This is a genomic window from Rhizobium sp. CB3090, assembly GCF_029714285.1.
GTDB lineage: Bacteria > Pseudomonadota > Alphaproteobacteria > Rhizobiales > Rhizobiaceae > Rhizobium.
Genome location: NZ_CP121662.1, coordinates 803,141 through 829,007, shown reverse-complemented (window position 1 = coordinate 829,007; position 25,867 = coordinate 803,141). Strand labels below are relative to the sequence as shown.

23 protein-coding genes are annotated in these 25,867 nt (G+C 59.7%); 14 read left to right on the top strand and 9 right to left on the bottom strand.

All coding sequences use genetic code 11. The features are described 5' to 3' along the window. Nucleotides 1-65: 65 nt before the first annotated feature. A complete protein-coding gene (gene ndk / locus QA646_RS04055) occupies nucleotides 66-488 on the bottom strand; it encodes a nucleoside-diphosphate kinase (RefSeq protein ID WP_104822581.1) in 423 nt (140 codons plus the stop codon). Nucleotides 489-714: 226 nt separating this feature from the next. On the opposite strand from ndk, the gene QA646_RS04050 reads away from it, so the two are divergent. The 6 genes from QA646_RS04050 to QA646_RS04025 all read left to right on the top strand — a co-directional run bounded on the left by QA646_RS04050 (nucleotide 715) and on the right by QA646_RS04025 (nucleotide 8,364). Next, nucleotides 715-1,224 carry a DinB family protein gene (locus tag QA646_RS04050; protein WP_283057753.1) on the top strand — a complete coding sequence of 170 codons (510 nt, stop codon included), beginning with the start codon at nucleotides 715-717 and terminating at the stop codon, nucleotides 1,222-1,224. Nucleotides 1,225-1,385: 161 nt separating this feature from the next. After that, nucleotides 1,386-1,892, top strand: coding sequence for a hypothetical protein (locus QA646_RS04045; RefSeq protein ID WP_283057751.1), 507 nt, complete (start codon nucleotides 1,386-1,388; stop codon nucleotides 1,890-1,892). A gap of 46 nt (nucleotides 1,893-1,938) precedes the next feature. Then, the gene (locus QA646_RS04040) at nucleotides 1,939-3,828 is read left to right on the top strand and encodes an ABC-F family ATP-binding cassette domain-containing protein (RefSeq protein ID WP_283057749.1); all 1,890 of its coding nucleotides are present in this window, start codon (nucleotides 1,939-1,941) and stop codon (nucleotides 3,826-3,828) included. Nucleotides 3,829-4,039: 211 nt separating this feature from the next. Further along, the gene (locus QA646_RS04035) at nucleotides 4,040-4,930 is read left to right on the top strand and encodes a polysaccharide deacetylase family protein (protein WP_283057748.1); all 891 of its coding nucleotides are present in this window, start codon (nucleotides 4,040-4,042) and stop codon (nucleotides 4,928-4,930) included. Between the two features lie 122 nt (nucleotides 4,931-5,052). After that, nucleotides 5,053-7,113, top strand: coding sequence for a prolyl oligopeptidase family serine peptidase (locus QA646_RS04030; protein ID WP_283057747.1), 2,061 nt, complete (start codon nucleotides 5,053-5,055; stop codon nucleotides 7,111-7,113). A 144-nt stretch (nucleotides 7,114-7,257) separates the two neighbouring features. After that, entirely contained in the window at nucleotides 7,258-8,364 is a 1,107-nt protein-coding gene (locus QA646_RS04025) for a TRAP transporter substrate-binding protein (protein WP_283057746.1), read from the top strand. Nucleotides 8,365-8,535: 171 nt separating this feature from the next. On the opposite strand, the gene QA646_RS04020 is transcribed toward QA646_RS04025, so the two are convergent. Beyond that, nucleotides 8,536-10,305 (bottom strand): TRAP transporter large permease subunit, encoded by a 1,770-nt coding sequence (locus QA646_RS04020; RefSeq protein WP_283057744.1) that lies wholly within the window; start codon nucleotides 10,303-10,305, stop codon nucleotides 8,536-8,538. Beyond that, nucleotides 10,305-10,880: a TRAP transporter small permease subunit gene (locus QA646_RS04015; RefSeq protein ID WP_283058962.1), complete on the bottom strand. Its 576-nt coding sequence runs from the start codon at nucleotides 10,878-10,880 to the stop codon at nucleotides 10,305-10,307. Before QA646_RS04015 ends, QA646_RS04020 begins: the two co-directional genes overlap by 1 nt. A 228-nt stretch (nucleotides 10,881-11,108) precedes the next feature. On the opposite strand from QA646_RS04015, the gene QA646_RS04010 reads away from it, so the two are divergent. Continuing rightward, nucleotides 11,109-12,032 (top strand): Gfo/Idh/MocA family oxidoreductase, encoded by a 924-nt coding sequence (locus QA646_RS04010; RefSeq protein ID WP_283057743.1) that lies wholly within the window; start codon nucleotides 11,109-11,111, stop codon nucleotides 12,030-12,032. Between the two features lie 133 nt (nucleotides 12,033-12,165). Here the strand turns inward: QA646_RS04010 and QA646_RS04005 are convergent, their stop codons facing one another. The 3 genes from QA646_RS04005 to QA646_RS03995 are packed head-to-tail and all read right to left on the bottom strand — an operon-like array spanning nucleotide 12,166 to nucleotide 14,590. Next, nucleotides 12,166-12,615, bottom strand: a complete 450-nt coding sequence (locus tag QA646_RS04005; RefSeq protein ID WP_283057742.1) for a DNA polymerase III subunit chi — start codon at nucleotides 12,613-12,615, stop codon at nucleotides 12,166-12,168. Nucleotides 12,616-12,647: 32 nt separating this feature from the next. Further along, entirely contained in the window at nucleotides 12,648-14,138 is a 1,491-nt protein-coding gene (locus QA646_RS04000) for a leucyl aminopeptidase (protein ID WP_283057741.1), read from the bottom strand. Continuing rightward, nucleotides 14,129-14,590, bottom strand: a complete 462-nt coding sequence (locus QA646_RS03995; protein WP_283057740.1) for a hypothetical protein — start codon at nucleotides 14,588-14,590, stop codon at nucleotides 14,129-14,131. The genes QA646_RS04000 and QA646_RS03995 overlap by 10 nt, the downstream gene beginning before the upstream one ends. Here QA646_RS03995 and QA646_RS03990 point away from each other — a divergent pair, their 5' ends adjacent. The 7 genes from QA646_RS03990 to rsmA all read left to right on the top strand — a co-directional run bounded on the left by QA646_RS03990 (nucleotide 14,591) and on the right by rsmA (nucleotide 22,877). Continuing rightward, nucleotides 14,591-15,130, top strand: a complete 540-nt coding sequence (locus QA646_RS03990) for a phosphatase PAP2 family protein (RefSeq protein WP_283057739.1) — start codon at nucleotides 14,591-14,593, stop codon at nucleotides 15,128-15,130. It abuts the gene before it with no gap. 103 nt (nucleotides 15,131-15,233) lie between these two features. Beyond that, nucleotides 15,234-16,409, top strand: coding sequence for an LptF/LptG family permease (locus QA646_RS03985; protein ID WP_283057737.1), 1,176 nt, complete (start codon nucleotides 15,234-15,236; stop codon nucleotides 16,407-16,409). Beyond that, nucleotides 16,406-17,491, top strand: a complete 1,086-nt coding sequence (lptG, locus tag QA646_RS03980) for an LPS export ABC transporter permease LptG (RefSeq protein ID WP_283057736.1) — start codon at nucleotides 16,406-16,408, stop codon at nucleotides 17,489-17,491. Before QA646_RS03985 ends, lptG begins: the two co-directional genes overlap by 4 nt. Then, a complete protein-coding gene (locus QA646_RS03975; RefSeq protein WP_283057735.1) occupies nucleotides 17,492-19,867 on the top strand; it encodes an LPS-assembly protein LptD in 2,376 nt (791 codons plus the stop codon). A gap of 259 nt (nucleotides 19,868-20,126) precedes the next feature. Further along, a complete protein-coding gene (locus QA646_RS03970) occupies nucleotides 20,127-21,017 on the top strand; it encodes a peptidylprolyl isomerase (protein ID WP_283058961.1) in 891 nt (296 codons plus the stop codon). A 7-nt stretch (nucleotides 21,018-21,024) separates the two neighbouring features. After that, entirely contained in the window at nucleotides 21,025-22,050 is a 1,026-nt protein-coding gene (pdxA, locus tag QA646_RS03965) for a 4-hydroxythreonine-4-phosphate dehydrogenase PdxA (protein ID WP_283057734.1), read from the top strand. Continuing rightward, the gene (gene rsmA / locus QA646_RS03960; RefSeq protein ID WP_283057733.1) at nucleotides 22,050-22,877 is read left to right on the top strand and encodes a 16S rRNA (adenine(1518)-N(6)/adenine(1519)-N(6))-dimethyltransferase RsmA; all 828 of its coding nucleotides are present in this window, start codon (nucleotides 22,050-22,052) and stop codon (nucleotides 22,875-22,877) included. Before pdxA ends, rsmA begins: the two co-directional genes overlap by 1 nt. Before the next feature lie 7 nt (nucleotides 22,878-22,884). Here rsmA and gmk read toward each other — a convergent pair whose 3' ends face one another. The 3 genes from gmk to mltG all read right to left on the bottom strand — a co-directional run bounded on the left by gmk (nucleotide 22,885) and on the right by mltG (nucleotide 25,782). Then, the gene (gene gmk / locus QA646_RS03955) at nucleotides 22,885-23,547 is read right to left on the bottom strand and encodes a guanylate kinase (RefSeq protein ID WP_283057732.1); all 663 of its coding nucleotides are present in this window, start codon (nucleotides 23,545-23,547) and stop codon (nucleotides 22,885-22,887) included. A gap of 3 nt (nucleotides 23,548-23,550) precedes the next feature. Then, the gene (locus QA646_RS03950) at nucleotides 23,551-24,438 is read right to left on the bottom strand and encodes a YicC/YloC family endoribonuclease (RefSeq protein WP_283057731.1); all 888 of its coding nucleotides are present in this window, start codon (nucleotides 24,436-24,438) and stop codon (nucleotides 23,551-23,553) included. Nucleotides 24,439-24,540: 102 nt separating this feature from the next. Next, nucleotides 24,541-25,782 (bottom strand): endolytic transglycosylase MltG, encoded by a 1,242-nt coding sequence (gene mltG / locus QA646_RS03945; RefSeq protein WP_283057730.1) that lies wholly within the window; start codon nucleotides 25,780-25,782, stop codon nucleotides 24,541-24,543. Nucleotides 25,783-25,867 lie beyond the last annotated feature (85 nt).

Below are 25,867 nucleotides of genomic sequence, written 5' to 3'. Positions count from 1 at the left end.
GGGGCGCGAGACCCCGGCTTTTTCTATCAATTCAATCTCTTCAGCGCGAAGGCTGAGTGACTGATTCAGCCGACGATTTCGGTTTCGGAGAACCAGTAGGCGATTTCGATCGCAGCGGTTTCCGGAGCGTCTGAGCCGTGAACGGAGTTTTCGCCGATCGACAGAGCGTGGATCTTGCGGATCGTGCCTTCGGCGGCGTTGGCCGGGTTGGTCGCGCCCATGATTTCGCGGTTCTTCAGGATGGCGCCTTCGCCTTCCAGAACCTGAACGACGGTCGGGCCGGAGGTCATGCCTTCGACGAGTTCGCCGAAGAACGGACGGTCCTTATGAACGGCGTAGAAGCCTTCGGCTTCGCGCTTGCTCATCCAAACGCGCTTGGAAGCGATGACGCGCAGGCCATTGTCCTCGAAAATCTTGGTGATGGCGCCGGTCAGGTTACGCTTGGTCGCGTCCGGCTTGATCATCGAAAAAGTGCGTTCAATCGCCATGGGTCAATTCCTTGTCGTCAGAGAAAAGTGGGCGGTCTTTACCCGCCCCACAGCCTTAAAACAAGGGGGATTCGCCAATTTCACGCTGCTGTCACAGTCCGGATGTCCGATTCGGGGGTGAGGCCGGCGGCCGGCCGGCAATCCCATCAGCAAATTTCGTGGGTGCCATCAGCCCCATTTGCTCCTTCTATTTTAGGCTTACTTCATCGCTCTTGAGGAGGTCAGTATGCTGAGACATTACAGAATGTTCGCCGATTACAACCGCTGGGCCAACGCCCTGCTCTACGATGCCGTCGCCCAACTCAGTGATGCCGAGTATCGCGAGAACCGAGGCGCATTTTTCGGCTCACTGCGCGGCACGCTCAATCATATCTTGGTCGGTGATCGCGCTTGGATGCATCGTTTTAGCGGCACAGGTGACATGCCGGCAGCCTTGGACGTCATATTGCACGACACTCTCAAGGATCTTCGTGCCGCTCGGGAGGCCGAAGACCGGCGCATCATCGATTGGATAGACACGCTCGATAACGATGCACTTGCCGCAGACATCACCTATACGCCAATCATCCGGCCGGGAACCATTACCCATCCATTGGGGCCGGCACTCGCGCATTTCTTCAACCACCAGACCCACCATCGCGGCCAATGCCACGTGATACTGACAGGAATGGGCAAACCGTCGCTGGGTCTCGATCTGATTTATTTCCTGCGCATGGACGGAAAGCGCTGGATGTAAAGCAAGGCGCGAGCCATCGCTCCCGAATACAGTTTGGCGTTGTTCGACTGTCTAATTTTCTTGCAAGATCGCGCCAGTATGAATGCTCCGTTCATGCTGCCTTAACCTGCGCCCTTGCAAATTCGTCAAATATATCAGTTGGCGGTCATTAGAGAGTAGGCATGAAGAGTTCGCAGGCAGGTGTTTCGGCATATCCCATCGGCAATGACGACAACGAGGCAGCCACCGACCTCGAAATGATCGGCGGTTATATGGCCAGGCTGAAGGTCAAGGCCCTGCCGCGCAACTACCAGCTTTTCCATGAAGCACTCCACGGCTCGGACCGCCGGATCGCCAGCGAGATCGCAGCGCTCGGCCCTTCCCCTTCGCAAGCCAGTCTCGACGAGATCGGCTTGAAGCATCGCCTCGTCAGCCATTGCAGCCTGGTCGCCGGGAAATCCGAGGCCGATGCTGCCGAGATGTTGCGCGAAGTGGCCGAGCAACTGGCAGAGGGGCTGATGAAAAAGCAAAGCTTTGCCCGCGAGATCGAAACGACGCCGCATGTCGCCGCCGCCATAGACAGTCTCAATGCGTCGCTGAGCAATCTGCTGCTCTATGAAACCGAGCTGACGGAGAGGCTGAGGGACTGCGCTGCCCCAGCGCCGCGAGCGCGCAGCAGCCGCGTCTAAGCTCTCCGCTCTTGCCTTCGGCGCGGAGTTCGGCCAAAACCGCGCCATGATTTCGATTTCCGACCTTTCCGCCCGCATTGCCGGCCGCCTGCTCATCGACCATGCCAGCGTGACGCTTCCGGCGGGCACGAAAGCCGGGCTTGTCGGCAAGAACGGCGCCGGCAAATCGACATTGTTCCGCGTGATCACCGGCGATCTCGCCGCCGAAAGCGGCTCGGTTTCCATTCCGCGCAATGCCCGCATCGGCCAGGTGGCGCAGGAGGCGCCGGGTACCGAGGAGCCGCTGGTGGAGATCGTGCTGAAAGCCGATAAGGAACGCACCGCCCTGCTTGCGGAAGCAGAAACGGCAACCGATCCGCATCGCATCGCCGACATCCAGACGCGCCTTGCCGATATCGGCGCCCATTCGGCCGAAGCGCGCGCTGCAAGCATTCTCGCCGGCCTCGGCTTCGACCATGAGGCCCAGCATCGCCCCGCCTCCTCCTTTTCCGGCGGCTGGCGTATGCGCGTGGCGCTCGCGGCGGTGCTGTTTTCCGAGCCGGACCTGCTGCTGCTCGACGAACCGACCAACTATCTCGACCTCGAAGGCACGCTCTGGCTGGAGGATTACATCCGCCGCTATCCGCACACGGTCATCATCATCTCGCATGACCGCGATCTGTTGAACACGGCCGTCAATTCCATCGTCCATCTCGACCAGAAGAAGCTCACCTTCTATCGCGGCTCCTACGACCAGTTCGAGCGCCAGAAGGCGGAAGCCGACGAGCTGCAGATGAAGGCGAAGGCGAAGAACGAGGCGGCGCGCAAGCACCTGCAGAGCTTCATCGACCGCTTCAAGGCCAAGGCGACGAAGGCCCGGCAGGCGCAATCGCGCGTCAAGGCGCTGGAGCGCATGGGCACTGTCGCCGCCGTCATCGAAGATCATGTGATGGGCTTCAGCTTTCCCGAGCCGGAAAAACAGGCGGCGTCGCCGATCATCGCCGTCAGCGGCGGTGCTGTCGGCTATGAGCCCGGCAAGCCGATCCTGAAGCGCCTCAATCTGCGCATCGATGTCGACGACCGCATCGCCCTGCTCGGCTCCAACGGCAACGGCAAATCCACCTTCGCGAAATTCGTCTCCGGCCGCCTCGATGCCGAAAGCGGCGATGTGAAGCTCGCGCCGAACCTGAAGATCGGCTTCTTTGCGCAGCATCAGCTCGACGATCTTGTGCCCAACCAGACCGCCGTCGAGCATGTGCGTCGCCGTATGCCCGACGCGCCGGAGGCGAAGGTGCGCGCCCGCGTCGCACAGATGGGGCTTGCGACCGAGAAGATGGATACGCAGGTCAAGGATCTCTCCGGCGGCGAAAAGGCGCGGCTGCTGATGGGGCTTGCCGCTTTCGACGCACCGAACCTTCTGATCCTCGACGAACCGACCAACCATCTCGATATCGACAGCCGCAATGCCTTGATCCAGGCATTGAACGACTATTCCGGCGCGGTCATCCTGATCTCGCACGACCGCCATCTCATCGAGGCGACGGTCGACCAGCTTTGGCTGGTGCGCGACGGCACGGTTTCCAATTTCGACGGCGACCTGGAAGACTATCGCAGCCTCGTCGTCGCCAGCCCGAAGCCGAGGGATGACAAGGGCAAGGTCAACGGCACCGACGATTCCGTCTCCAAGGCGGATCAGCGCAAGCTCAATGCCGATCGCCGCGCCTCGCTCGCACCGCTCAAGAAAAAGATCAACGAAATCGAATCCTTGACCGGCAAGCTGGAGAAAATGATTCAGGCGCTTGATGCGGAACTTGCGGATCCCGCCCTCTATGAGAAGGCACCCGCCAAAGCGGCCGAGAAGGCCAAACAGCGCTCCGACGCGGCGGAAAAGCTTGCCGCTGCCGAAGAACAATGGCTTGAGCTTTCGTCCGAATATGAAAGCGGAATGGCTGGTTAAGGCATCCCGCTTTTCGGTGGAATCACCCTGCAAGCGCGTAAGATGGTTCGATTTCAACGAGTTAAAACGATCTTGCTCGCTCGGATGAGCGCCACAGCGCTTTGAAAAAAGGTTAATTCCTGTGCCATCCGTGCGTCAACACTAACCAATCATTAACCATAATCGGAAAAAATGCGCCCAACTTTCATTAATGTATTGTTGAGCGATTCTGATGACCTTCCGTCTTCTCCTGGCCGGTCTTGCCGTGTCCTTATCCGTTGCCGGTTGCGCGACAAAACCGGGCAACGATGCCTCGCTGAAGACGAGTTTTGCCGCGGAAGAGCCGCATCATAAGCCGCTGAAGCCCAACGACCCCATCGACATGGAGCCGACGAAATGGGCCGGTGCCGAGCTTGAAACCCGGGAGACGGGCGATACCGGCGGCCCGCATCACTTGGTCGGGCGCACATTGGAAGTGTCCTCGCTGCACGATCTCAAGCTGGACGACAAGGAGGTCATTCTCAGCTTCGACGACGGTCCGGCACCGGGCAAGACGGAGCGCATCCTCTCCACGCTCGACAGGTTCGGCGTCAAGGCCACCTTCATGATGGTTGGCGAGATGGCGGAGGCGCACCCGGCCACCGCCCGCAGGGTCTTTGCCGACGGAGACACGATCGGCAGCCATACCTTCCGCCACCCCGATCTCGACAAGATGAGCTTCGACATGGCGATGGCCGAGATCGACCGCGGCGAGCACGCCGTCGCCAAGGTCATCGGTACGGATGTTTCCTTCTTCCGCTTCCCTTATCTCGCCGATTCCAAGCGCCTGCGCACCGCCGTCGCCATGCGTGATCTCGTCGTCATGGATGTGGATATCGACAGCAAGGACTATTTCAACTCGAAGCCCTCCGCCGTCGTCACCCGCACCATGGACCAGTTGCACAGGCGCGGTCGCGGCATCATCCTGATGCACGACATCCACCAGCGCACTGCCACCATGCTGCCGACTCTTTTGGCGCGCCTCGAAAGCGAGGGCTACAAGGTCGTGACGCTGAAGTACAAGGGCACCTCAGCGCCGGCAACGAATCTTATCGCCCAGGCCAGCCTCAGAGTTATGCGCTGAGGGCCGGATAAAGCCGAAAAACTGCATGATGGGACAGATTCGGGGGAGCGCTGTTGCTTCCCCGAATGTATTTTGATTTGATTATATATGAGTCACTTCATCAATCGCATATCAGGTCCCTTATGAATCTCCATCTCGAGCACGACGACGATCCACTGACACTGCAATTCGTCGCTGAAAGGGATGCACAGTCTGAACAGGCTCTGATGACGCCTGAGTTTGAGGTGGACAGCGCGGCGATCAAGGCTCTGATCGAGCGTAAGGAGCGGCTGATCCAGGTGGTGCGCCGCGGCAAGTGGCTGTTCGACTTCCATCGCAGCGCAGATCATCCTCTCGGCATGTGGTTCCGCTTGCCCGCCAATCTCGCCCCTTCGCCCGACGCGCCCTGGGAACCTATCTTCGATCTCGATGCTTTCTGCGCATCGGAGAACAAGCTTTGGCTCTGGCGCGGCGCAATCACCTGCCCGTGGGAACCGACGCGGGTGTTGCTTTGCCTCTCCGACGGCGGCTCCGATCTTGGGCGCCTGCTAGAGTTCGATTGCGAAGCCAAGAGCATCGTCGAAGGCGGATTCGACACGCCGCCGACACGTTGCCATGCCACCTGGCTCAGCCGCGACGAGATCGCCTATTTCGGCTCGATCGACCGCCTCTCCTCGACGCGCTCCGGCTGGCCCCGCGTCGGCCGCCGTCTGAAACGCGGCCAGCCGCCGGCAAAGGCACCCCTGCTCTACGCCACCGCCGACACCGACGTCTACGGCTCCTGCCTGGTCTTCGATCCGGTGCTTGCCGGCATCGCAAAGAAGGGTACGGCCAAGCCGATCCGCCTGTTCATCACCGGCCACGAAATCGGCAGTTCCAGCGTCTTCATCAAAGAGCAGGATTTTTCGTTGCGGCGGATCGATCTGCCAAGGGATATCGACGTCCAGCTCAGCTATTCCTATTGTCTCTGGCTCGCCAAGACCGACGAGCGCATACCGGCCGGCAGCCTCGCGCTGCAACCCTTGCCACGGCAGGCCACCGATGCCAGCGCCGAGGCGATGCGCGTGTTGTTTTCGCCTGGCGAGCGGCAGTCAGTGTCACAATTCCTGCTCATGCGCGAATGGTGCGTCTTTGTCGTTTCCGACAAATTGCAGCCCCGCCTCTTCGTCTTCGACCTCACCAGGGCAGATGCGACGATCCAGGAAATCGCGCTGCCGGCAGATGTCCAGACGGTAACGGTCTGGCCGCTCTATTCCGACCTCCATCTCGGCGACGATACATTGCAGGTCTATGGCGAAGGCTTCCTGCAGCCGCCCTCCTGCTATCGCCTGGAGCTTGCCGACCGCAGGAAGCCGCTTGAACTCATTCACACCGCAAGCTCTCCGGCCTATTTCGATACGGACGGCATGACCTCCGAATTGCTCGAGGCCACGTCCGAAGACGGCACGAGGGTGCCATACCGGCTGGTCTTGCCGAAGACATGGACCCAAGGTGAGCTACCGGTGCTGATGTACGGTTATGGCGGCTTCGATTTCTCGGTCCGTCCGCAATATTCCGGCGTCATCGGCCGCTGGCTGGAACAGGGCTGCGCCTATGTGCAAGCCTATATCCGCGGCGGCGGTGAACTCGGTCCGAACTGGCATCGCGCCGCCAAAGGCCGTGGCCGCCACAGAGCCTTTGCCGATTTCGTTGCCGTCGCCCGCGATCTCGTCGCTCGCGGTTATACCAGGCCGTCGCGCATAGCTGCCAATGGCGGCAGCAATGGCGGGCTGCTTGCCGGCGTGATGCTGACGCGCTACCCACGCGACTTCGGCGCGGTCTGGTGTCAGGTGCCGGTGCTCGACATGAGCCGCTTCCATGTCTTCCCCGCCGGTAAGGCCTGGATCGACGAATATGGCAATCCAGACGACCAGGCGGACCGGGACTATCTGCTTTCCTATTCGCCGCTGCACAATCTCAAGCCGGCTTCGGAGATCACCTATCCGCCCGTCTATATCGAAAGTTCCGGCAATGACGACCGGGTTCATCCCTCGCATGCGCGGCGGTTTGCGGCGCGTTTGGAGGAGCTCGGCCATCATCCGCTGTTCCATGAATTCCATTCGGGCGGCCATGGGGGCGACGGCGCATCGACACAACTCGCGGCGCGCATCGCACTCGGTTACAGTTTCCTTCGGGAGACGATCGTGAAACCGCATGAGGTTTGAGTTCAGCCATTTAGATATCAAATAAAAATCGGCAGTTGTAAGATTGTTCGGCGCGCTTGAAACGCGTCCGATGACATGATTAGTTGCGTCGTGATCACGAATAGCGGGCCAATTCGCCCGCTCACCTACGGGGGGAGTAATTATATGGATCGTCGTTCATTTCTGAGGAAAGCCGGTGTTGCCGGCGCGGGTTCGGTCGCCGCAACAGCGCTGGCCGCTCCCGCCATTGCTCAGAGCAATCCGAAAATCAACTGGCGCCTGACCTCATCGTTCCCGAAATCGCTCGACACGATCTACGGCGGCGCCGAGGTGCTGTCCAAATTCGTCTCGGAAGCGACCGACGGCAACTTCACCATCCAGGTCTTCGCCGCCGGCGAAATCGTCCCCGGCTTGCAGGCTGCCGACGCGACATCCGCGGGCACAGTCGAAGCCTGCCACACGGTCTCCTATTATTATTGGGGCAAGGATCCGGTCTGGGCGCTGGGCGCTGCCGTTCCTTTCGCCCTCAATGCCCGCGGCATGAATGCCTGGCAGTACCATGGCGGCGGGATCGACATGTTCAACGAGTTCCTGGCGACGCAGGGCCTGATCGGCTTTCCGAGCGGCAATACCGGTGTGCAGATGGGCGGATGGTTCCGGAAGGAAATCAACACCGTAGCCGACCTCAAGGGCCTGAAGATGCGCATCGGCGGCTTCGCCGGCAAGGTGGTGGAGCGCCTCGGCGTCGTGCCGCAGCAGATCGCCGGCGGCGACATCTATCCGGCGCTGGAAAAAGGCACGATCGATGCGGCCGAGTGGGTGGGCCCCTATGACGACGAAAAGCTCGGTTTCTACAAGGTCGCGCCCTATTACTACTATCCCGGCTGGTGGGAAGGCGGTCCGACCGTACACGTGATGTTCAACAAGGCAGCCTATGAAGGCCTGCCGAAAGCCTATCAGTCGCTGCTGCGCACGGCCGCCCAGGCAACCGATGCCGATATGCTGCAGAAATACGACTATCTCAACCCCGCAGCCATCAAGCGTGTCGTCGCCGAAGGCGCGAAGCTGCGTCCGTTCAGCACCGACATCATGAACGCCTGCTTCGACAAGTCGAACGAAGTCTATGCCGAGATGGAAGCATCGAACCCGACCTTCAAAAAGATTTGGGAATCGATCAAGGCGTTCCGCGGCCGCCACTATCTCTACGCCCAGGTCGCAGAATACAGCTACGACGTGTATATGATGACACAGCAGCGCGCCGGGAAGCTCTGACGAAAACACCTTCTCCCCAGCAGGGAGAAGGATGCCCGAAGGGCTGGTTGAGGGGGCATTGCACCGTAAGGAATGCCCGCTTAATGCCTTTTAGCGAAACAAAGAATATTTCCGGTGTAACGCGTCTCACCCGCTCCTTCGGAGCATCTTCCCCCGCTGAGAGAAGTAAGATCAATTGAATGACGGCGGCTGGCTGAGATCATTGGCGGGCGGATTTTTCTTTTCACCGCCCTGATCAGCCGGCTTATTGTCGAGCGGATTGGCGCCCGGAAGCTGCAGGCCGCCAGGCAAACCAAGACCACTGCCATTATCCTGGCCGGGCGCGCCAAAGCCGGGCACTTCGATCTTGATCGCATTGGGATCGATTCCGGCCCCCGCACCCTTATAGTGCATGACCATTTGCGGGAACATGATCGCCAGACTCACCATCAGGATCTGAATGCCGACGAAAGGCACCGCCCCCCAATAAATCTGCCCCGTCGTCACTGGCGCCATTTTCTTGCCGGTGACCTTGTCGAGATAAGGCACCTTTGCAGCCACCGAGCGCAGGTAGAACAACGCAAAGCCGAAGGGCGGATGCATGAAGCTCGTCTGCATGTTGATGCCGAGCAGGATACCAAACCAGATCAGGTCGATACCGAGCTTGTCGGCAGCGGGCGCCAGCAGCGGCACGATGATGAAGGCAAGCTCGAAGAAATCGAGGAAGAAGGCCAGCACGAACACCAGCAGATTGACGACAATCAGGAAGCCGACCTGCCCGCCCGGCAGCGACACCAGCAGATGTTCCACCCAGACATGGCCGTTGACGCCGTAGAAGGTCAGCGAAAACACGCGCGAGCCGATCAGGATGAACAGCACGAAAGAGGAGAGCCGTGTCGTCGATGCGAGTGCCGAGCGAACGACATCCATGTTCAGCCGCCCCTTTGCCGCAGCCATCACCAAAGCGCCGGTCGCGCCCATAGCGCCGCCTTCCGTCGGCGTTGCGATGCCGAGGAAGATGGTGCCGAGCACGAGGAAGATCAGAGCCAAAGGCGGGATCAGCACGATGATCACCTGCTGGGCGAGACGTGACATAAGCTTGAACTTCATCGTCTTGTCGATGACGGCGACGACATAGATGAAAGCGACGCCCACGGTTGCGCCGAGAATATCGGCATTTTCACCGTAGGCCGGCTTCAGGTAGACGTGCGCCGCATAGGCAACCCCGGCGCAAACCAGAAGCGCGATGAAAAGCGAGGTCACACCGGAGCCGAGCGAGCGCGCCTCCTTCGGCAGCGCCGGCATCGAATTCGGCCGGACGATCGACATGATCAGCACGTAGAGCATGTAGATGCCGGTCAGCACCAGGCCGGGGATCAGCGCACCGGCATACATATCGCCGACCGAGCGGCCGAGCTGATCCGCCAGCACGATCAGCACCAGCGACGGCGGAATGATCTGCGCGAGCGTGCCCGAAGCGGCGATAACGCCGGATGCCAGGCTGCGATCATAACCATAGCGCAGCATGATCGGCAGCGAGATCAGCCCCATGGCGATGACCGAGGCCGCGACAACGCCGGTGGTGGCGGCAAGCAGGGCGCCGACGAAGATCACTGCATAGGCGAGACCGCCACGGACCGGGCCGAAGAGCTGACCGACGGTATCGAGCAGATCCTCCGCCATCCCTGAGCGTTCCAGCACGATGCCCATGAAGGTGAAGAACGGGATCGCCAGTAGCGTGTCGTTGGACATCACGCCCCAGAATCGATCCGGCAGCGCGTTGAGCAAAGGCCAGGACAGATTGATGGAACCGCCCGAATAAGGCGCCAGCTCGACGCCGATCCAGAAGAACAGCAATCCGTTGGCGGCGAGCGCAAAGGCGACGGGATATCCGATCAGCAGGAAAATGATCAGGGAAGCGAACATGATCGGGGCCATGTTCACGGCGACGAATTCGATCATCAGCGCGCCTCCCCGGCCGGCGTTTCGGCATCAAGGGGCGCATGCGTCGGTACGTACGGTGTCGGGTCCTCCATATCGCCGCGCATGACGGCGATCTTCTTGATGATTTCGGAAACACCCTGCACCGCCAGCACAAAGAAGCCTGCCAGCAACAATGCCTTGCCCGGCCAGATGATCAGGCCGCCGGCACTGGACGAAACCTCGCCGGACATGAAGGACATACGGACATAAGGCACCAGATCATAAACCATCAGAAGCACGAATGGCATGAGGAACAGGCAATGACCGAGCAGATCGATCCAGTGCTGGACGCGCCGCGGCAGGGCGCCATAGACGATATCGATGCGGATGTGCTCGTTTTGCCGAAGGGTATAGGCGGCGGCGAGCAAGAAGGCGGCGCCGAACAGATACCATTGCGCTTCCAGCCAGGCGTTGGACGAAGTGTTGAACACTTTGCGGACGACGGCATTTCCGGCACTGACCAGCACGGCGACCAGAATGAGCCAGGAAACCGCCTTGCCAATGATTTCCGTCCCAGCATCCACGAGTCGGCTGAAGCCGAGCAATGCTCTTATCATTTTTCTCCCCCGCAGCGGTCTTCTGATCTTTTTGCCGCATACAGGCAGAGTGCCGATTTCAGGCTCTGAATCAAGAGCGTAAGCTGGTTTTCCAAATGTGATGGCACGACCGTAAGAAATGCTGGGCGCCGGCTTGATTGCTTGCAATTACGCTTGCCGGCCTTGCTCACCCGCTGCATTCTGATAAAAGATCATACAAATAATCATACTAATCGAGAGACACCCATGTCCCCCATCAACCTCGCCATCGTCGGCGTCGGCAAGATCGTCCGCGACCAGCACCTTCCTTCCATCGCGAACAATCCAGATTTCAAACTGATCGCCACGGCAAGCCGCCACGGCACGGTGGACGGCATTCCGGCCTTCACCAGCATCGAGGCCATGCTGGATGCGGTTCCCGGGATCGATGCCGTCTCGCTCTGCATGCCGCCACAATATCGCTACGAGGCTGCCTACAAGGCGCTCGAGGCTGGCAAGCATGTCTTCCTGGAAAAGCCGCCGGGCGCCACGCTGAGCGAAGTCGCCGATCTCGAAGCGCTCGCCAAGGCCAAGGGCGTTTCCCTCTTCGCAAGCTGGCATTCGCGTTATGCGCCGGCCGTCGAGGCCGCGAAGGCTTTTCTCGCCGGAACGACGATCAAGAGCGTCCATGTCATCTGGAAGGAAGACGTGCGCCATTGGCATCCGAATCAGGAATGGATCTGGCAGGCGGGCGGTCTCGGCGTCTTCGATCCGGGCATCAATGCCCTGTCGATCGTCACCCACATCCTGCCGCCGCTGTTCCTGACGGGCGCCGTGCTGGAATTCCCCGAAAACCGCGATTCGCCGATTGCGGCCGACCTGCAGTTCAAGAGCGGCCAGGGGCTTGCCGTCCATGCGGAATTCGACTGGCGCCAGACCGGCAAGCAGAGCTGGGATATCGTCGCAGAAACCGAAGCGGGGCAGATGGTGCTCTCCGAGGGCGGCTCGAAGCTTTCCGTGAACGGCGATTTGACGTTCACCGCTCCCGAGGCTGAATATCCTTCGCTCTATCGCCGCTTCGCCGAAATCGTCAAAGCCGGCACGTCGGATGTTGACCTCGCCCCGCTTCGCCACGTCGCCGACGCCTTCATGCTCGGCAAGCGCAAGTTCGTCGAGGCTTTCCACGACTAAACTCTATTGATCGATGAGACGCGCCGCGCGGAATACTAAAGCGGCGCATCTTAAGCTCCTACTTTCGCCGCAGCGGGGAGAAAGTCGCGCGCAGCGCGGGTTGAGGGGGCATTACAGGGAAGAAGGAGAGACATCACGCCTTCTTCTCCCAGCGCCCGTCCTGCGTCTGCTGCCAATAGGTAAGGTTGTGCCCCTCGCCTTTCAGCTTCTTCCACTGCGCGCGGGCACCTTCCAATTGCTCTTGGTCGTAGCCATCGAACATGAAAACGACGCGCTGATAGTTCTCGATCCCTGATGCTTCGGCGCCATCGACGAAGAAGCGGACGGTGGCGTTATTCACGTTATCGGACGAAACAGTCAGCAGCACCGGCTGTTTGTCCGGCATTTCTCCATCATCCGTGCCATGCGGCAGAAAACTGTCCTCGCGATAGGTCCAGAGATGCACGTCGAGAGCATCCCGGCGTGCCGCTTCGCGCGCCTGGATGGCGACCTGCCAGCCGCGCTCGACACTTTTGTCGATCAGCGGCGGAAGGGCATCCTCCAGCTTCGATTCGGTCAAATGATAGAAGAGAACGTCGGTCATGGCGTACCTTCTATCTCAAACACCTTCGAAGGTCACGATTCATAGTTCTGGCGAACCAGCTCATCGAGCAGGCGCACGCCGAAACCCGAACCCCAGGACTGGTTGATCTCGTCCTGGATCGAGCCCATGGCCGTGCCGGCAATGTCGAGATGCGCCCAGGGCGTTTCCTGGACGAAGCGCTTGAGGAACTGCGCGGCGGTGATCGAACCGGCATGACGTCCGCCGGTATTTTTCATATCGGCGAACTTGCTGTCGATCATCTTGTCGTAGTCCTTGCCGAGCGGCATGCGCCACAGGCGCTCGTTGGTGGCAAGGCCGGCGGCGGTCAGTTCGTTCGCCAACTTATCGTCGTTGCTGAACAGGCCGGCATGCAGATTGCCGAGCGCGACGAGAATCGCACCGGTCAGCGTCGCGAGGTTGATCATGAACTGCGGCTTGAAGCGGTCGTTGGTGTACCAGAGCGCATCGCAGAGCACGAGCCGGCCTTCGGCATCCGTATTGATCACTTCGATCGTCTGGCCCGACATGGAGGTGACGATATCGCCGGGACGCTGGGCATTGCCGTCAGGCATGTTTTCGACCAGACCGATCACGCCGATCGCGTTGACCTTGGCGCCGCGGGCGGCGAGCGCGTGCATCAGGCCCGTAACGGCGGCGGCCCCGCCCATATCGCCCTTCATATCCTCCATGCCGGCAGCCGGCTTGATGGAAATGCCGCCGGTGTCGAACACCACGCCCTTGCCGACAAAGGCAACCGGCCTGTCCTTCGGCTTGCCGCCCTTCCACTGCATGATCACCAGGCGCGGTGGACGTACGGACCCCTGCGCCACGCCAAGCAGCGCACCCATGCCGAGCCGGCGCATTTCTCGCTCCGTCAGGATCTCCACTTCGACGCCGAGCTTTTCCAGCCCCTTGGCTTTGGCGGCAAACTCGGCCGGGCCGAGAACATTCGGCGGCTCGTTGACGAGATCACGAGCGAGAATCACACCGTCGGCAATCGCCTCCGATGCGGCGAAGAGCTTCTTGGCGGCAACGGCATTCGAGGTGACGATGGTCACCTTGACGGTTTTCGGCGTACCGTTCTTGTCATCGTCACCGTTCTTCTTGGTCTTGTAGGTATCGAAGCTGTAGGCGCGCAACAGCATGCCGAGGGCGAAATCGGCTGCCGCCTTGGCCTCAGCGCCGGGTACATCGATGAAGATCGCGGCCTTTTCGACGTTGCGAATTTTCGCAGCCGCACCGCCGCCGAGCTTCAGCCAATCATGCGCACTCAGTTCCTTCGCCTTGCCTGTGCCGATGACGATGATCCGGTCGACCGGCGAACCCTCGGGTGCGACGATATCGAGGCTGCTCAAGCCTTTGGCGGTGAACCGGGCGATCCGTGCGGCCTTGGCGAAAACATTCGCCGGATCGGCGCTCTCCGCCCCTGCCGGCAACTCGCTATCCGTGTCTTTCAGGAGAATGGCCAAACCGCCATTCAGCCGGACCGATTTGGCAAAGGAAACCTCGAATTTCACAGACATTTTTGCTCCGATGAACGCGTAGTGCAAAATAGAATTATACACTCCGGATCATTCAAGGTTTCCCTATCAAATACAAGCTTTTGGCGAAGCACTCTGCGAAGAAACATCTCCGAGACCTTCAAATCCCTGTCATCGATCACCGCTAGTTTGCCGGCGCATATATCGGGTATCGCCGCCTGCGCGGCGCGATCGTCTATCGGAACGCCGCCTTGATCATAGACTTCACCAGCTTCGATCGCCGGGATCGTTTTCCCGAAATCCTGCGACAGCGCACGGCAGGCGATGCGTTCGTCATTCTCTTTTGCCTCTGGTGGATACTGCTCGGGCTGTTTTCGATTCTTCCGCAGATCGATCTTGCCGTCGCCAATATGTTCTTTCTGCCCGAGCAATGCATCCTTCCCATCAGGCCCGGCCAGATCTGCGGCATTTTTCCTTATAATGACGATCCGCACATGCGCCTGCTCAGGGAGATTTTCTTTCAGGTTCCCTATATCGTCGCGATCACGCTCTGCTGGATGCTGATCCTGTGCTGGCAGCAGCACGGCGCAACCTTCAAAAGGCTGAGGGCGCGCAATCTGAAAATCGCGCTTGGCTCGCTGCTTCTCGGCCCGGTGCTGATCGTCAATCTCTGGCTCAAGACGTTCTCGGGCCGCCCTCGGCCGCGGCAGACGGATGTCTTCGGCGGCATGCTCGATTTCGTGCATGCCGGTTCTTTTGCCGGGAAATGCGCCAGCAATTGTTCCTTCATTTCCGGCGAAGCAGCCGCTGCCGGCTGGCTGTTCTGCCTGATCTTCATCATCCCGCAGCCGGCGCGAACGGCTCTCGTGCTGCCGATCGCCGCCGTCTCGATTCTCATTCCAGCCCTAAGAGTGGCTTTCGGCGGTCACTACCTCTCGGATGCTGTGCTGGGCTGGCTTTCTTCGCTTGTCATATTCTCCGCTCTCATGGCGTTATCCCAAACGACACACAGCAGAAGAAATTCAGAAAATTAACGAATTTTTTGCGAGTGGGTTGTCGCCAAAAAAACGCAAACAGCGTAGAGGAGGATGAATCTCTGCCGTCTCGCACGGCGGAGTGTTGCGTTTAAGGGCCGGCATGAAGTTATTCGAAACATATATCGTACGGCGTGTCGGCATGATGTTCCTGGTAGCGCTGCTGCCGGTGCTCGCCATTATCTGGACGACCCAGGTGTTGCAGCGCATCAATCTCGTGACCGACAGCGGCCAGTCGATTGGCTCATTTGCCAAGCTGGCAACTCTTATCCTGCCGACGATCATCCCCGTGGTTCTGCCTTTCGCTCTGGTGATCGGCATCACGCAGACGCTGACGGCGATGAACAGCGATTCGGAATTGACGGTCATGGAGGCCGCAGGCGCACGGCGCAGCATCATCATCCGCCCGATCATGATTCTCGCGATAGCTATCAGCGTTTTCTCGTTCGTCGTCGACAATATGGTTGAGCCGAAGGCGCGCGTCGCCGCGCGTCAGATGGTGGCCGAAGCCTATGCCGACCTGCTCTCGACGGTTATCGAAGAAAAGAACTTCCGGCGTATCGAAGACGGACTTTATGTGCAGATCACACAGCGCATGTCCGGACGGATCCTGAAGGGGCTGTTCGTGGTGGATTCGCGCGACCCCGCCTTCGATCTCATCTACTATGCCAAGGAAGGCGCCGTCGATCCGAGCGGGACGTCACTGCTGATGAAGGATGGCGAAGTTCACCGCAAGACACCCGACGGCAACGTCTCCGTCATCAAATTCGACTCCTATTCCTTCGATCTTTCCGACATGACGCAGAGCCGCGGCCAGGCAACGCTGCGCGCCGGCGACCGCGATCTCGGCTTCCTGCTCAACCCGGACCCGAACGACGCGGATTACAAAGCAAAACCAGGCGGCTACCGCTCGGAGTTACACCGGCGTCTCACCGACTGGGCGCTGCCGGCAATCTTTGCTCTGATATCCCTGGTCATTGCCGGCGATGCACGATCCCATCGCGAGGCGCGGCTGCATCCGATGGTGTCGGCGCTCACTATTGCCTTTGCCTTGCGCTGGGCGGATTTCTATGCGGCAAACCAGATCGAGAATGCCCCTTATTTCATCGGCGTCCTCTATGCCGTCAACATCGGAGCGGCCCTGATTGCGATTGCCCTGCTGTTCAGGAACCGCAAGATGTCGGTGCCCACGTCGATCCGCAACCGCTTCAGCAAATGGCGGCAGAAGATTCAGGATCGCATGCCGGCGCCCCGCAGCTCCAATGGGGGCGGCGTATGATCTTCAATACGCTCGGCCGCTACTTCTTCATGCGTTACGTCGTAACGACCTTCTGGTTTTTCCTTGGCGTAATCTCGATCGTCTATCTCGTCGACTTCAGCGAGACCGCGGGCCGGCTTGCCGGCCTTCCCGGATACACGGTCAGCATCGGCTTGCTGATGACGGCCGTCAGACTGCCGTTCATCCTGCAGCAGACGGTGCCGTTCATCGCCCTGTTCGTCGGCATGACGGTGCTGATCGCGCTCAATCGGCGTCGTGAACTCGTGATTGCCCGTGCGGCGGGCATCTCCGTCTGGCAATTCATGACGCCCTTCTTGATCGGCGCGTTCGTCGTCGGCCTCCTGACCATGTTTGCCCTCAATCCAATTGCGGCATGGGGACAAAAGCAGGCGGAGACGATGGAAGCCGATCTGCGCGGCGATCCGTCCTATCACAACACACTGTCCATCCCGTGGTTGCGCCAATCGAATGGCAAAGACGACATCATCATTGGCGCCAAGGCCGTTCTCGACAACGGTACGACGCTGATGAACGTTGTGTTTATCCACTTCGATTCACAGGGGAATATCGTTCTCAGGCAGGATGCCCAGTCGGCAAAGTTGGAAGATGGTTACTGGCTTCTTAACGGCGTCATCGAGCGCAGCCCGGGCGAAATTCCCGTTCATAAAGCCACGGTACAGGTTCGTACGAATCTGAAACAGGATTTCGTTTCGGAGCGTTTGGCGCAGCCTGAAACCATTGCTTTTTATGATCTTTCTAATCGAATTAAGATAGCAAAGTCTTTTGGCATCTCGACCAAAGCGCTTGAGACCCAATTTCACTCGCTGCTATCGCAGCCATTCCTGTTGGTGGCGATGACTCTGATCGCAGCCACCGTCTCGTTAAAATTCAGTAGATTCAACCAATCGCGCTCCGTGATTCTGGGTGGAATCCTCTCAGGCTTCGTGCTTTATGTTGTCACCGTGCTGGTAAAGGCATTCGGGAGCAGCGGAGTGGTTCCTCCTTTCGTGGCGACATGGATACCCGTGATCGTCGCTTTGGCATTCGGAGCAACGATCCTGCTTCATCAGGAGGACGGCTAAGTGGCGGCAGGCAACCGCAAGAGTATCAGGAAATGTGTCGCTGCCCTCGTCATGGGCGCGGCCGCGTATGCATTTGTCATGAGCCCGGTCGTAGCTTACGCCCAGGACAACAATAATAACGGCGGCGCCGGCGCTGCGACCTCTCCCGTTAAGGTCAAAGTGCCGGAAGGCTCCAAGCTGATCCTTTCGTCGAACGAATTGGTCTATAACAAGGATACGCAGATCGTCACCGCCACCGGTGCGGTTCAGATCAACTATGGCGGCTACAAGATGGTCGCGCAGAAGGTGGAATATAATCAGAAAACCGGGCGCATGACGGCGATCGGCAATGTCGAGCTGATCAGTCCGGACGGCAACCGCATGTACGGTGACAAAATGGATGTCACCGACAGCTTCTCCGATGGTTTCGTCAACGCTCTGCGCATCGAAATGCCAGACAATACCCGCATGGCCGCCGAAAAGGGCGAACGTGTCGGCGGTAACCAGTTGATCCTGACGAAAGGTGTCTACACCGCCTGTCTGCCGTGCTCCGAGCAGGGCCGCGCGCCGCTATGGCAGGTCAAGGCTCAGCGCGTGGTGCAGAACGGCGTGACGCATACCGTCCGCCTCGAGCATGCCCGCTTCGAGCTGTTCGGCCAGCCGATCGCCTACGTTCCGTGGATCGAAGTTCCCGACAATACGGTGAAGCGCAAGTCCGGCTTCCTGTTTCCGTCGGCCAGCATCTCGGAGAATCTCGGCTTTGGTCTGAAGGTTCCCTATTACTACGTGATCTCGCCGAGCATGGACGCGACGATCAGCGCGACCGGCTATACGAGCCAAGGCCTAATGCTCGAAGGCGAGTTCCGCCGACGCTTTGAAAACGGCACGCTTATTCTGCGCGCCGCCGGCATCGACCAGATGAGTCCCGGGCAGTTCACGGCCGGTACCAGCGACGCCGAAAACAAGGCTCGCGGCGTGATCGCGTCGAAAGCCGATTTCAGAATCAACCCACGCTGGACATTCGGCTGGGATGTCATGGCGCAAAGCGACAATAACTTTTCGCGCACCTACGGCTTGCAAGGTCTCAACCAGAGCACCCACACGAACGATATCTATTTGACGGGTCTCGGCAAGCGCAATTATTTCGATATGCGCGCCTTCTACTACGACATTCAGGACGCGGATAACAACAACACTGCCGAAAAGCAGCAGGCAGTCGTCTATCCGAGCCTCGACTATCACTATGTCGATCCGAAGTCGGTGTATGGCGGCGAATTGTCCGCGACTATGAACTTCACGCATTTGTCGCGTGACAAGGCGTCAACGCTCGACAACGTCAACAATCTCGGCGACGCGAGCCTGAACGACCGCTTCCTCGGCCTTTCCGGGAGCTATACGCGCCTTAGCACCGAGCTGCAGTGGCAGCGCACCTTCACCACCGATCAGGGTCTGGTCTTGACGCCGCTTGCAGCCGCTCGCGGGGACGTCTATGGCCTCGATATGGATTCGCCCAACGGCGACTATTCCGGCAACTACGACACCAGCGATTACGCAACGCGCGGTATGGTGACGGCCGGCCTCGAAGCCAAGTACCCGTTCCTCATCACCACGAGCAACAGCACGCACGTATTCGAACCGATTGCGCAAGTCTATGTGCGCCCGGATGAGCAACTTGCGGGGCGGCTGCCGAATGAAGACGCCCAGAGCTTTGTTTTCGATGCGACCAATCTCTTCGATCGCGACAAATTCTCCGGCTTCGACCGCGTGGAGGGCGGCACTCGCGCCAACGTAGGCTGGCGTTACACAGGCAGCTTCGACAGTGGCTATAAGTTGCAGCATATCTTCGGCCAATCGTACCAGCTTGCCGGACGAAACTCATTCGCTACCGACGATCTGGTAGGTGCCGGTTCGGATTCGGGGCTTGAAACCACCCGCTCCGACTATGTGACGATGTTCGGTCTCACGACGCCGCAGGGCATCTCGCTTTCGCAGTCCTACCGTTTCGACGAAAAGGATTTTGCATTCCGTCGTGGCGATACCCAGGTCGGTTTCGCAAACGACGACTTCCAGACGTCGGTGACCTACACCCATATCGCCGCTCAGCCGCAATATGGCTTCACCTCGGATCAGGACGAAATCCAAACCCGCGCACAGATCAAGTTCAAGAACTATTGGTCTGTCTTCGGCACGGTCAGCTACGATCTCAATGACAGCGAGATCACCCGCCAAGGCGTTGGCCTGTCCTATGAGGATGAATGCACGATCTTCACCGTCTCCTTCCTGGATAAGAAGGATTCGACGAACCAATCGGGAAGCGACTGGTCTATCGGCGCCCGCATAACATTCCGTACGCTCGGCGACGTCAATCTTGGCAATGTTCAAGACGCTACGTTCTGATCACTCAAATCCAAAAGGGCCGGCTCTGGACCGGCCCTTCTGCTTTGAATGGGATCGCGTTCCCCTCCGCGTCATTGTTTCGCCGCAAGGATTTTGCAATTCGTCGTGCTTGTTGTAGATATTGGCGCGAAATTACCGTATTGCGCCAATGGCGTCTCAATGTGACGCGGTGCGGACAAAGACCTTTGGGAAGGGGTAGTTGATGTTCTCTGGAAAGACACCGATGCGCGCTGCGCTATTCGGCGCCGTAGCGTTGGTTATGGCCGCTTTCGCTATGCCAAGCAGCGATGTTGCTTTCGCAGCAAGTGAGGTGAAGGTTGTCGTCAACAACACGGTGATCACATCAGGCGATATTGCCAAGCGCGTCAACTTCCTGAAACTGCAGCATGCGAAAGGCGATCTCAATAAGCTGGCGCAACAGCAACTCGTCGATGAGACGCTGAAGCGTGCGGAAATCGCCCGCGTGCACATGTCGGTGTCCACGACGGATGTCGACAACGCATTTGCCCGCTTCGCCGCCAGCAACAAAATGTCGCCGCAGCAGCTTGGACAGATTTTGGACAAAATGGGCGTCACCGTCGATCACTTCAAATCCTATATCGCCATTTCCATGAGCTGGCCGCGCGTCGTCAACGCTCGTTTCGGCTCAAGCGGCGGCCGCATGTCGAATGACGACCTCGTGACGCGCATGACGGAAAACAAGACGAAGCCGGTCACGACGGAATATTTCCTGAAACAGATGATCTTCGTCGTCCCGGCTGCGAAGCGCAACGCAATCCTCGGCAAGCGCAAGGCCGAAGCGGAAGCGTCGCGAGCCAAATTCCCCGGTTGCGACCAAGCGAAGGTTTTCGCCGCGACGATGCACGACGTCTCCGTCCAGGATCTCGGCCGCGTGCTTGCTCCCGATCTTCCGGATGCCTGGAAGCCGCTGCTGGAAAAGGCGAAAGGCAACACGACCGATGCGATCGTGACCGACCGCGGTGTCGAATATGTCGCGATCTGCTCGCAGCGCCAAGTGAATGACGACATCGCCGCCGCCGCCGTTTTCCGCGCCGAAGATCTCGGCAAGGCGAATGCCCAAGGCATCAGCGCCAACGACAAGAAGTATATCGATGAACTGCGCTCCAAGGCGCAGATTCTCTATCGCTGATCGTCCGATGCCCTCGCGCCCTTCCCGCCCCCTTGCACTCACACAAGGGGATCCAGCAGGTATCGGACCTGACATCACGCTCGCCGCCTGGCTTCGCCGCGGCGAGCTTGGTTTGCCCCCCTTCCTGTTCCTCGGCGATCCGAACGTTCTTTCGGCACGAGCGCGTCAGTTGAATCTGATCGTGCCGCTTCGGGAGGCCGATACGTCGACTGCCTTTAAGACCTTTGCCGATGCCTTGCCGGTGCTGCCGATCGCTGCCGGCATGGCTGTGGTTGCCGGCGAACCACATATCAACACGGCCAATGCGACGATTGCGGCCATCGAGATGGCGGTTTCGCTCAGCATGGAGGGAAAGACCTCTGCCGTCGTGACCAACCCAATCGCCAAGTCGGTCCTTTATGACGCCGGCTTCGGCTTTCCCGGTCATACCGAGTTCCTTGCCGATCTTGCGACACGCGCGATGGGCAAGCCGGTGATGCCTGTGATGCTGCTCGCCGGGCCGAAACTGCGGGCAATTCCCGTCACCATCCATATACCGCTGAAGGATGTACCACAGGCGCTGACTTCCGATCTCATCATCGAGACCTGCCGGATCACCGACCACGACCTCAAAATGCGTTTCGGCATCGCAAAACCGCGGCTGGCCGTTGCCGGTCTTAATCCGCATGCCGGCGAGAGCGGCGCGATCGGCAAGGAGGATGAGGAAATCATCCGTCCGGCGATCGAGGTGCTGCGCAATGAAGGCATCGATGCCTTTGGTCCCCTGCCCGCCGATACGATGTTCCATGACGATGCGCGCCGTCGCTACGATGTCGCCATCTGCATGTATCACGATCAGGCCTTGATTCCGGCCAAGGCGCTCGGCTTCGACGATTCCGTCAACGTGACGCTCGGCCTCCCCTTTGTCCGCACCTCGCCGGACCACGGCACCGCCTTCGGCATTGCCGGCAAGGGTATTGCCAAGGAGGACAGTCTCGTGGCGGCGCTTAAGCTCGCGAGCGAGATCAGCCGCGCGCCGGGAAGCAATCGCTGATGGCCGCACTCGACGGGCTGCCGCCGCTTCGCGACGTAATCCAGCGCCATGGCCTCGATGCGCGCAAGGCGCTCGGCCAAAACTTTCTACTCGATCTCAACCTGACACAAAAGGTTGCCCGCACAGCCGGATCGCTAGACGGCGTCACCGTCTTCGAAGTCGGCCCGGGGCCAGGTGGGCTGACGCGTGCCATCCTTGCGCTCGGGGCCGCCAAGGTCATCGCGGTGGAGCGCGACGCGCGCTGCCTGCCAGCGCTTGCCGAGATCGCCGATCACTATCCCGGCCGGCTGGACGTCATCGAAGGCGATGCGCTGAAGACGGATTTTGCGGCGCTGGCGCCGGAAGGGCCGGTGAAGATCATTGCAAACCTGCCCTATAATGTCGGCACGCAGTTGCTGGTGAATTGGCTGCTGCCGGGCCAGTGGCCGCCCTTCTGGCAGTCGCTGACGCTGATGTTCCAGAAGGAGGTCGGCCAGCGGATCGTCGCCGACGAGGATGACGATCACTACGGCCGTCTCGGCGTTCTTTGCGGCTGGCGCACGAACGCGCACATGGCCTTCGACGTGCCGCCACAAGCCTTCACGCCGCCGCCGAAGGTGACCTCGACGGTCGTTCATCTGACGCCCAGGGAAAATCCGATCCCCTGCTCCGTCGACAAGCTCGAAAAGGTGACGCAAGCCGCCTTCGGCCAACGGCGAAAGATGCTGCGGCAAAGCCTGAAGCCGCTCGGCGGCGAAGCACTGCTGATGAAAGCCGATATCGACCCTCAGCGACGCGCCGAAACGCTCTCTGTCGAAGAGTTCTGCCGGCTGGCGAACTGCCTTTAATTGCAGTTCAGAGCTTCGGCGTTTCTTCCAACAGGCCACGGACGAAGTCGAACATGCCGTGGCGGCGGTCGCGGCGCAGGCGCTCGGCCTTGACGATCGACTGAACCGCGTCGAAGGCGGCGTTCAGATCGTCGTTGACGATGACATAGTCATATTCGCGCCAATGGGCGATCTCGGCTCTGGAATTGGCAAGCCGCGTGGCGATCACCTCTTCGGAATCCTCGGCGCGGCGGTGCAGGCGCGATTGCAGCTCTGTCATCGTCGGCGGCAGCACGAAGATCGATACGACATCAGCGGGCATCTTCTCTTGCAGTTGCTGCGCGCCCTGCCAGTCGATATCGAAGAGCATATCGCGCCCCTCGGCCATCGCCGTCTCCACCGGCTCGCGCGGCGTGCCGTAGAAATTGCCGTGCACCTCAGCCCATTCGAGCAGGGAGTCGGAATCGCGAAGTCGCTCGAATTCCCGCAACGAGACAAAATGATAGTGCACGCCGGCAATCTCGCTCGGCCGCCGTTGCCGCGTCGTGACGCTGACGGAAAGACCGATCTGCTTGTCGGTCTCCAGCAAGGTGCGCGCGATCGTCGATTTCCCCGCGCCTGACGGTGAGGAAATGGCGAGCATCAACCCCCGGCGGGCAATCGGAATGGATGTGGATGTCGCCGGCTTCATGGCTTACTCCAAATTCTGGACCTGTTCGCGGAACTGGTCGATGACCACTTTCAGTTCGATACCGGCGGCGGTAACTGCCGCGGCGTTCGACTTCGAACAGATAGTATTCGATTCCCGGTTAAATTCCTGTGCAAGGAAATCAAGCTTGCGTCCGATCGGTCCGCCTTTGGCGATAAGGTCGCGAGCCGCCGCGACATGCGCCTTCAGCCGGTCGATCTCCTCGCGCAGATCGGCTCTGGTGGCGATGAGGGCGGCTTCGGCATGCAGCCGGTCACGGTCCAGACCGGAAGTGCCGTCCAGAAGCACGGCAACCTGCGCCGTCAGCCTCGCGGCGATTTCCTGCGGCGAGCGGGACGGATCGCTCTCAACCGTCGCCGTCAGCGTCTCGATGACACCGACATGGCCGAGAAGGATTTGACCGAGCGCCTGCCCTTCCCTGCGACGCATATCGCTGAGATCGCCGAGCGCGGCTTCCAGACCCGCCATGATGTCGGCGTCACGCGCGGCAAGCGCGTCTTCGCTCTCCTCGGCTTCCTTGAACTCGACTATGCCACGGATGGCAAGCAGCGTGTCCAGCCGCAGCGGCGCAGGATCGACAACGCCGGAGAGCTGGCCGCGCAGCGCCAGCACAGTCGCCAGCGCATCCTGATTGACGACCGCCTCGACACGACTTTCATCGACAGACAGGGAAAGACCGACCTGCAGATTGCCACGCGAAAACCGGTCCGTGATGAGCTTGCGTATATCGGTTTCCAGACGCTCCAGCCCGGGCGGCAGGCGCAGGCGGAAATCGAGGCCCTTGCCGTTGACCGATCGCAATTCCCATGCCCAGCGAGAGCGCCCACTCGTTCCCTCACGCCGGGCGAAACCGGTCATGGACTGCAATGCCATGCAAGCCTCCGATAATTCTCGTCCACAATCGCCGGGCGATCAGGGACCAATGCAAAATGAGACTACACCGTGCACCCGATCGAAAGCACAGCGCAGCAGAGATCAGTTCGTCTTCTTTTTCTGCTGTGTGCCGGAAGGCGTCGTACCGGCGGCTGTGGCGCCGCTATCTTCCGGCTGACCGTCGACGGCAATTGCGCTGGGATCCTCGCCCTTTTCCGCAACGAGTTTGCGCCAGCGCTTGACGTTGGCATTGTGATCTTCCAACGTCGCGGCGAAGACGTGACCGCCCGAGCCATCAGCAACGAAATAGAGATCCTGTGTCTTCCAGGGGTTGGCAACGGCATCGAGCGCATCCTTGCCCGGATTGGCGATCGGCGTCGGCGGCAGGCCCTTGATGATGTAGGTATTGTAGGCCGTTTCTTTTTTGAGGTCCGACTGGAAGATCGGGCGATCGGCCGGCTTGCCGTCGCCACCGAAGAGCCCATAGATGACCGTCGGATCCGATTGCAGGCGCATGCCCTTGCCGAGGCGGTTGAGGAAGACGGACGCGACATGAGCGCGCTCATCAGCAAGCCCGGTCTCCTTTTCAACGATCGACGCCAGAGTGACCAGCTCCTGCTTGTTCGTCAGCGGCAGCGACCGATCGCGCTTGTCCCATATCTCGTCGACCAGCTTTTCCTGCGCGGCCTTCATCTGATCGATGATTTCGGTACGCTTGGCGCCGCGCGTGAATTTATAGGTATTGGGCTCCAGGCTGCCCTCCGGCGGCAAGGCCGACGGCAGATCGCCTTCCAGCACCGGGTCGGCCTGCAGCTTGTTGAAAATCTGCCGCACGGTCAGACCTTCCGGCAAGGTGACCGAATAGAGGATCGATTTGCCTGATTTCAGCAGCTCCATGATGTCCTTCATGGAGGCGCCCGCTTTGATCTCATATTCGCCGGATCGCAACGTCTCGCCATTGTGCAGATAGGTTGCCGTCAGATAGCGGAAGATGCGGGCATCGGAGATTATGTTGCTGGCTTCGAGCCGGCTCGAAATCTCGGCAAGACCCCAGCCATTACGCACGATGAAATTGGTGTTGGTCGCCAGCGGCCCGGGGCTCTGATAGGCGGAGATGGCGTAATAGGTTCCGACGATCGCAAGAACGATCACGAAGACGACCAGCGTCATCAGAAAGTTCAGGAAGATCACCATCTGGCTGCGGGCTTTGCGGGAGCGCTTCGGCGGATCCGGAACACGCTCCGGACGCAGGGCTTCATTGGCCGATTTCGGGATGATCGGCCCCTTCTGCCCGTTCGGAGTTCCGTTGTTCTGGTTCGTATCGCTCACCGGCAGTCCCTTCATTTGTCATTGCCTGCTCTTTGACCAAGCAATGCGGCAAAAAACAGGTTCAGAAGATAAAGCGGAGCCTTGTAATGATCCGCTTTCG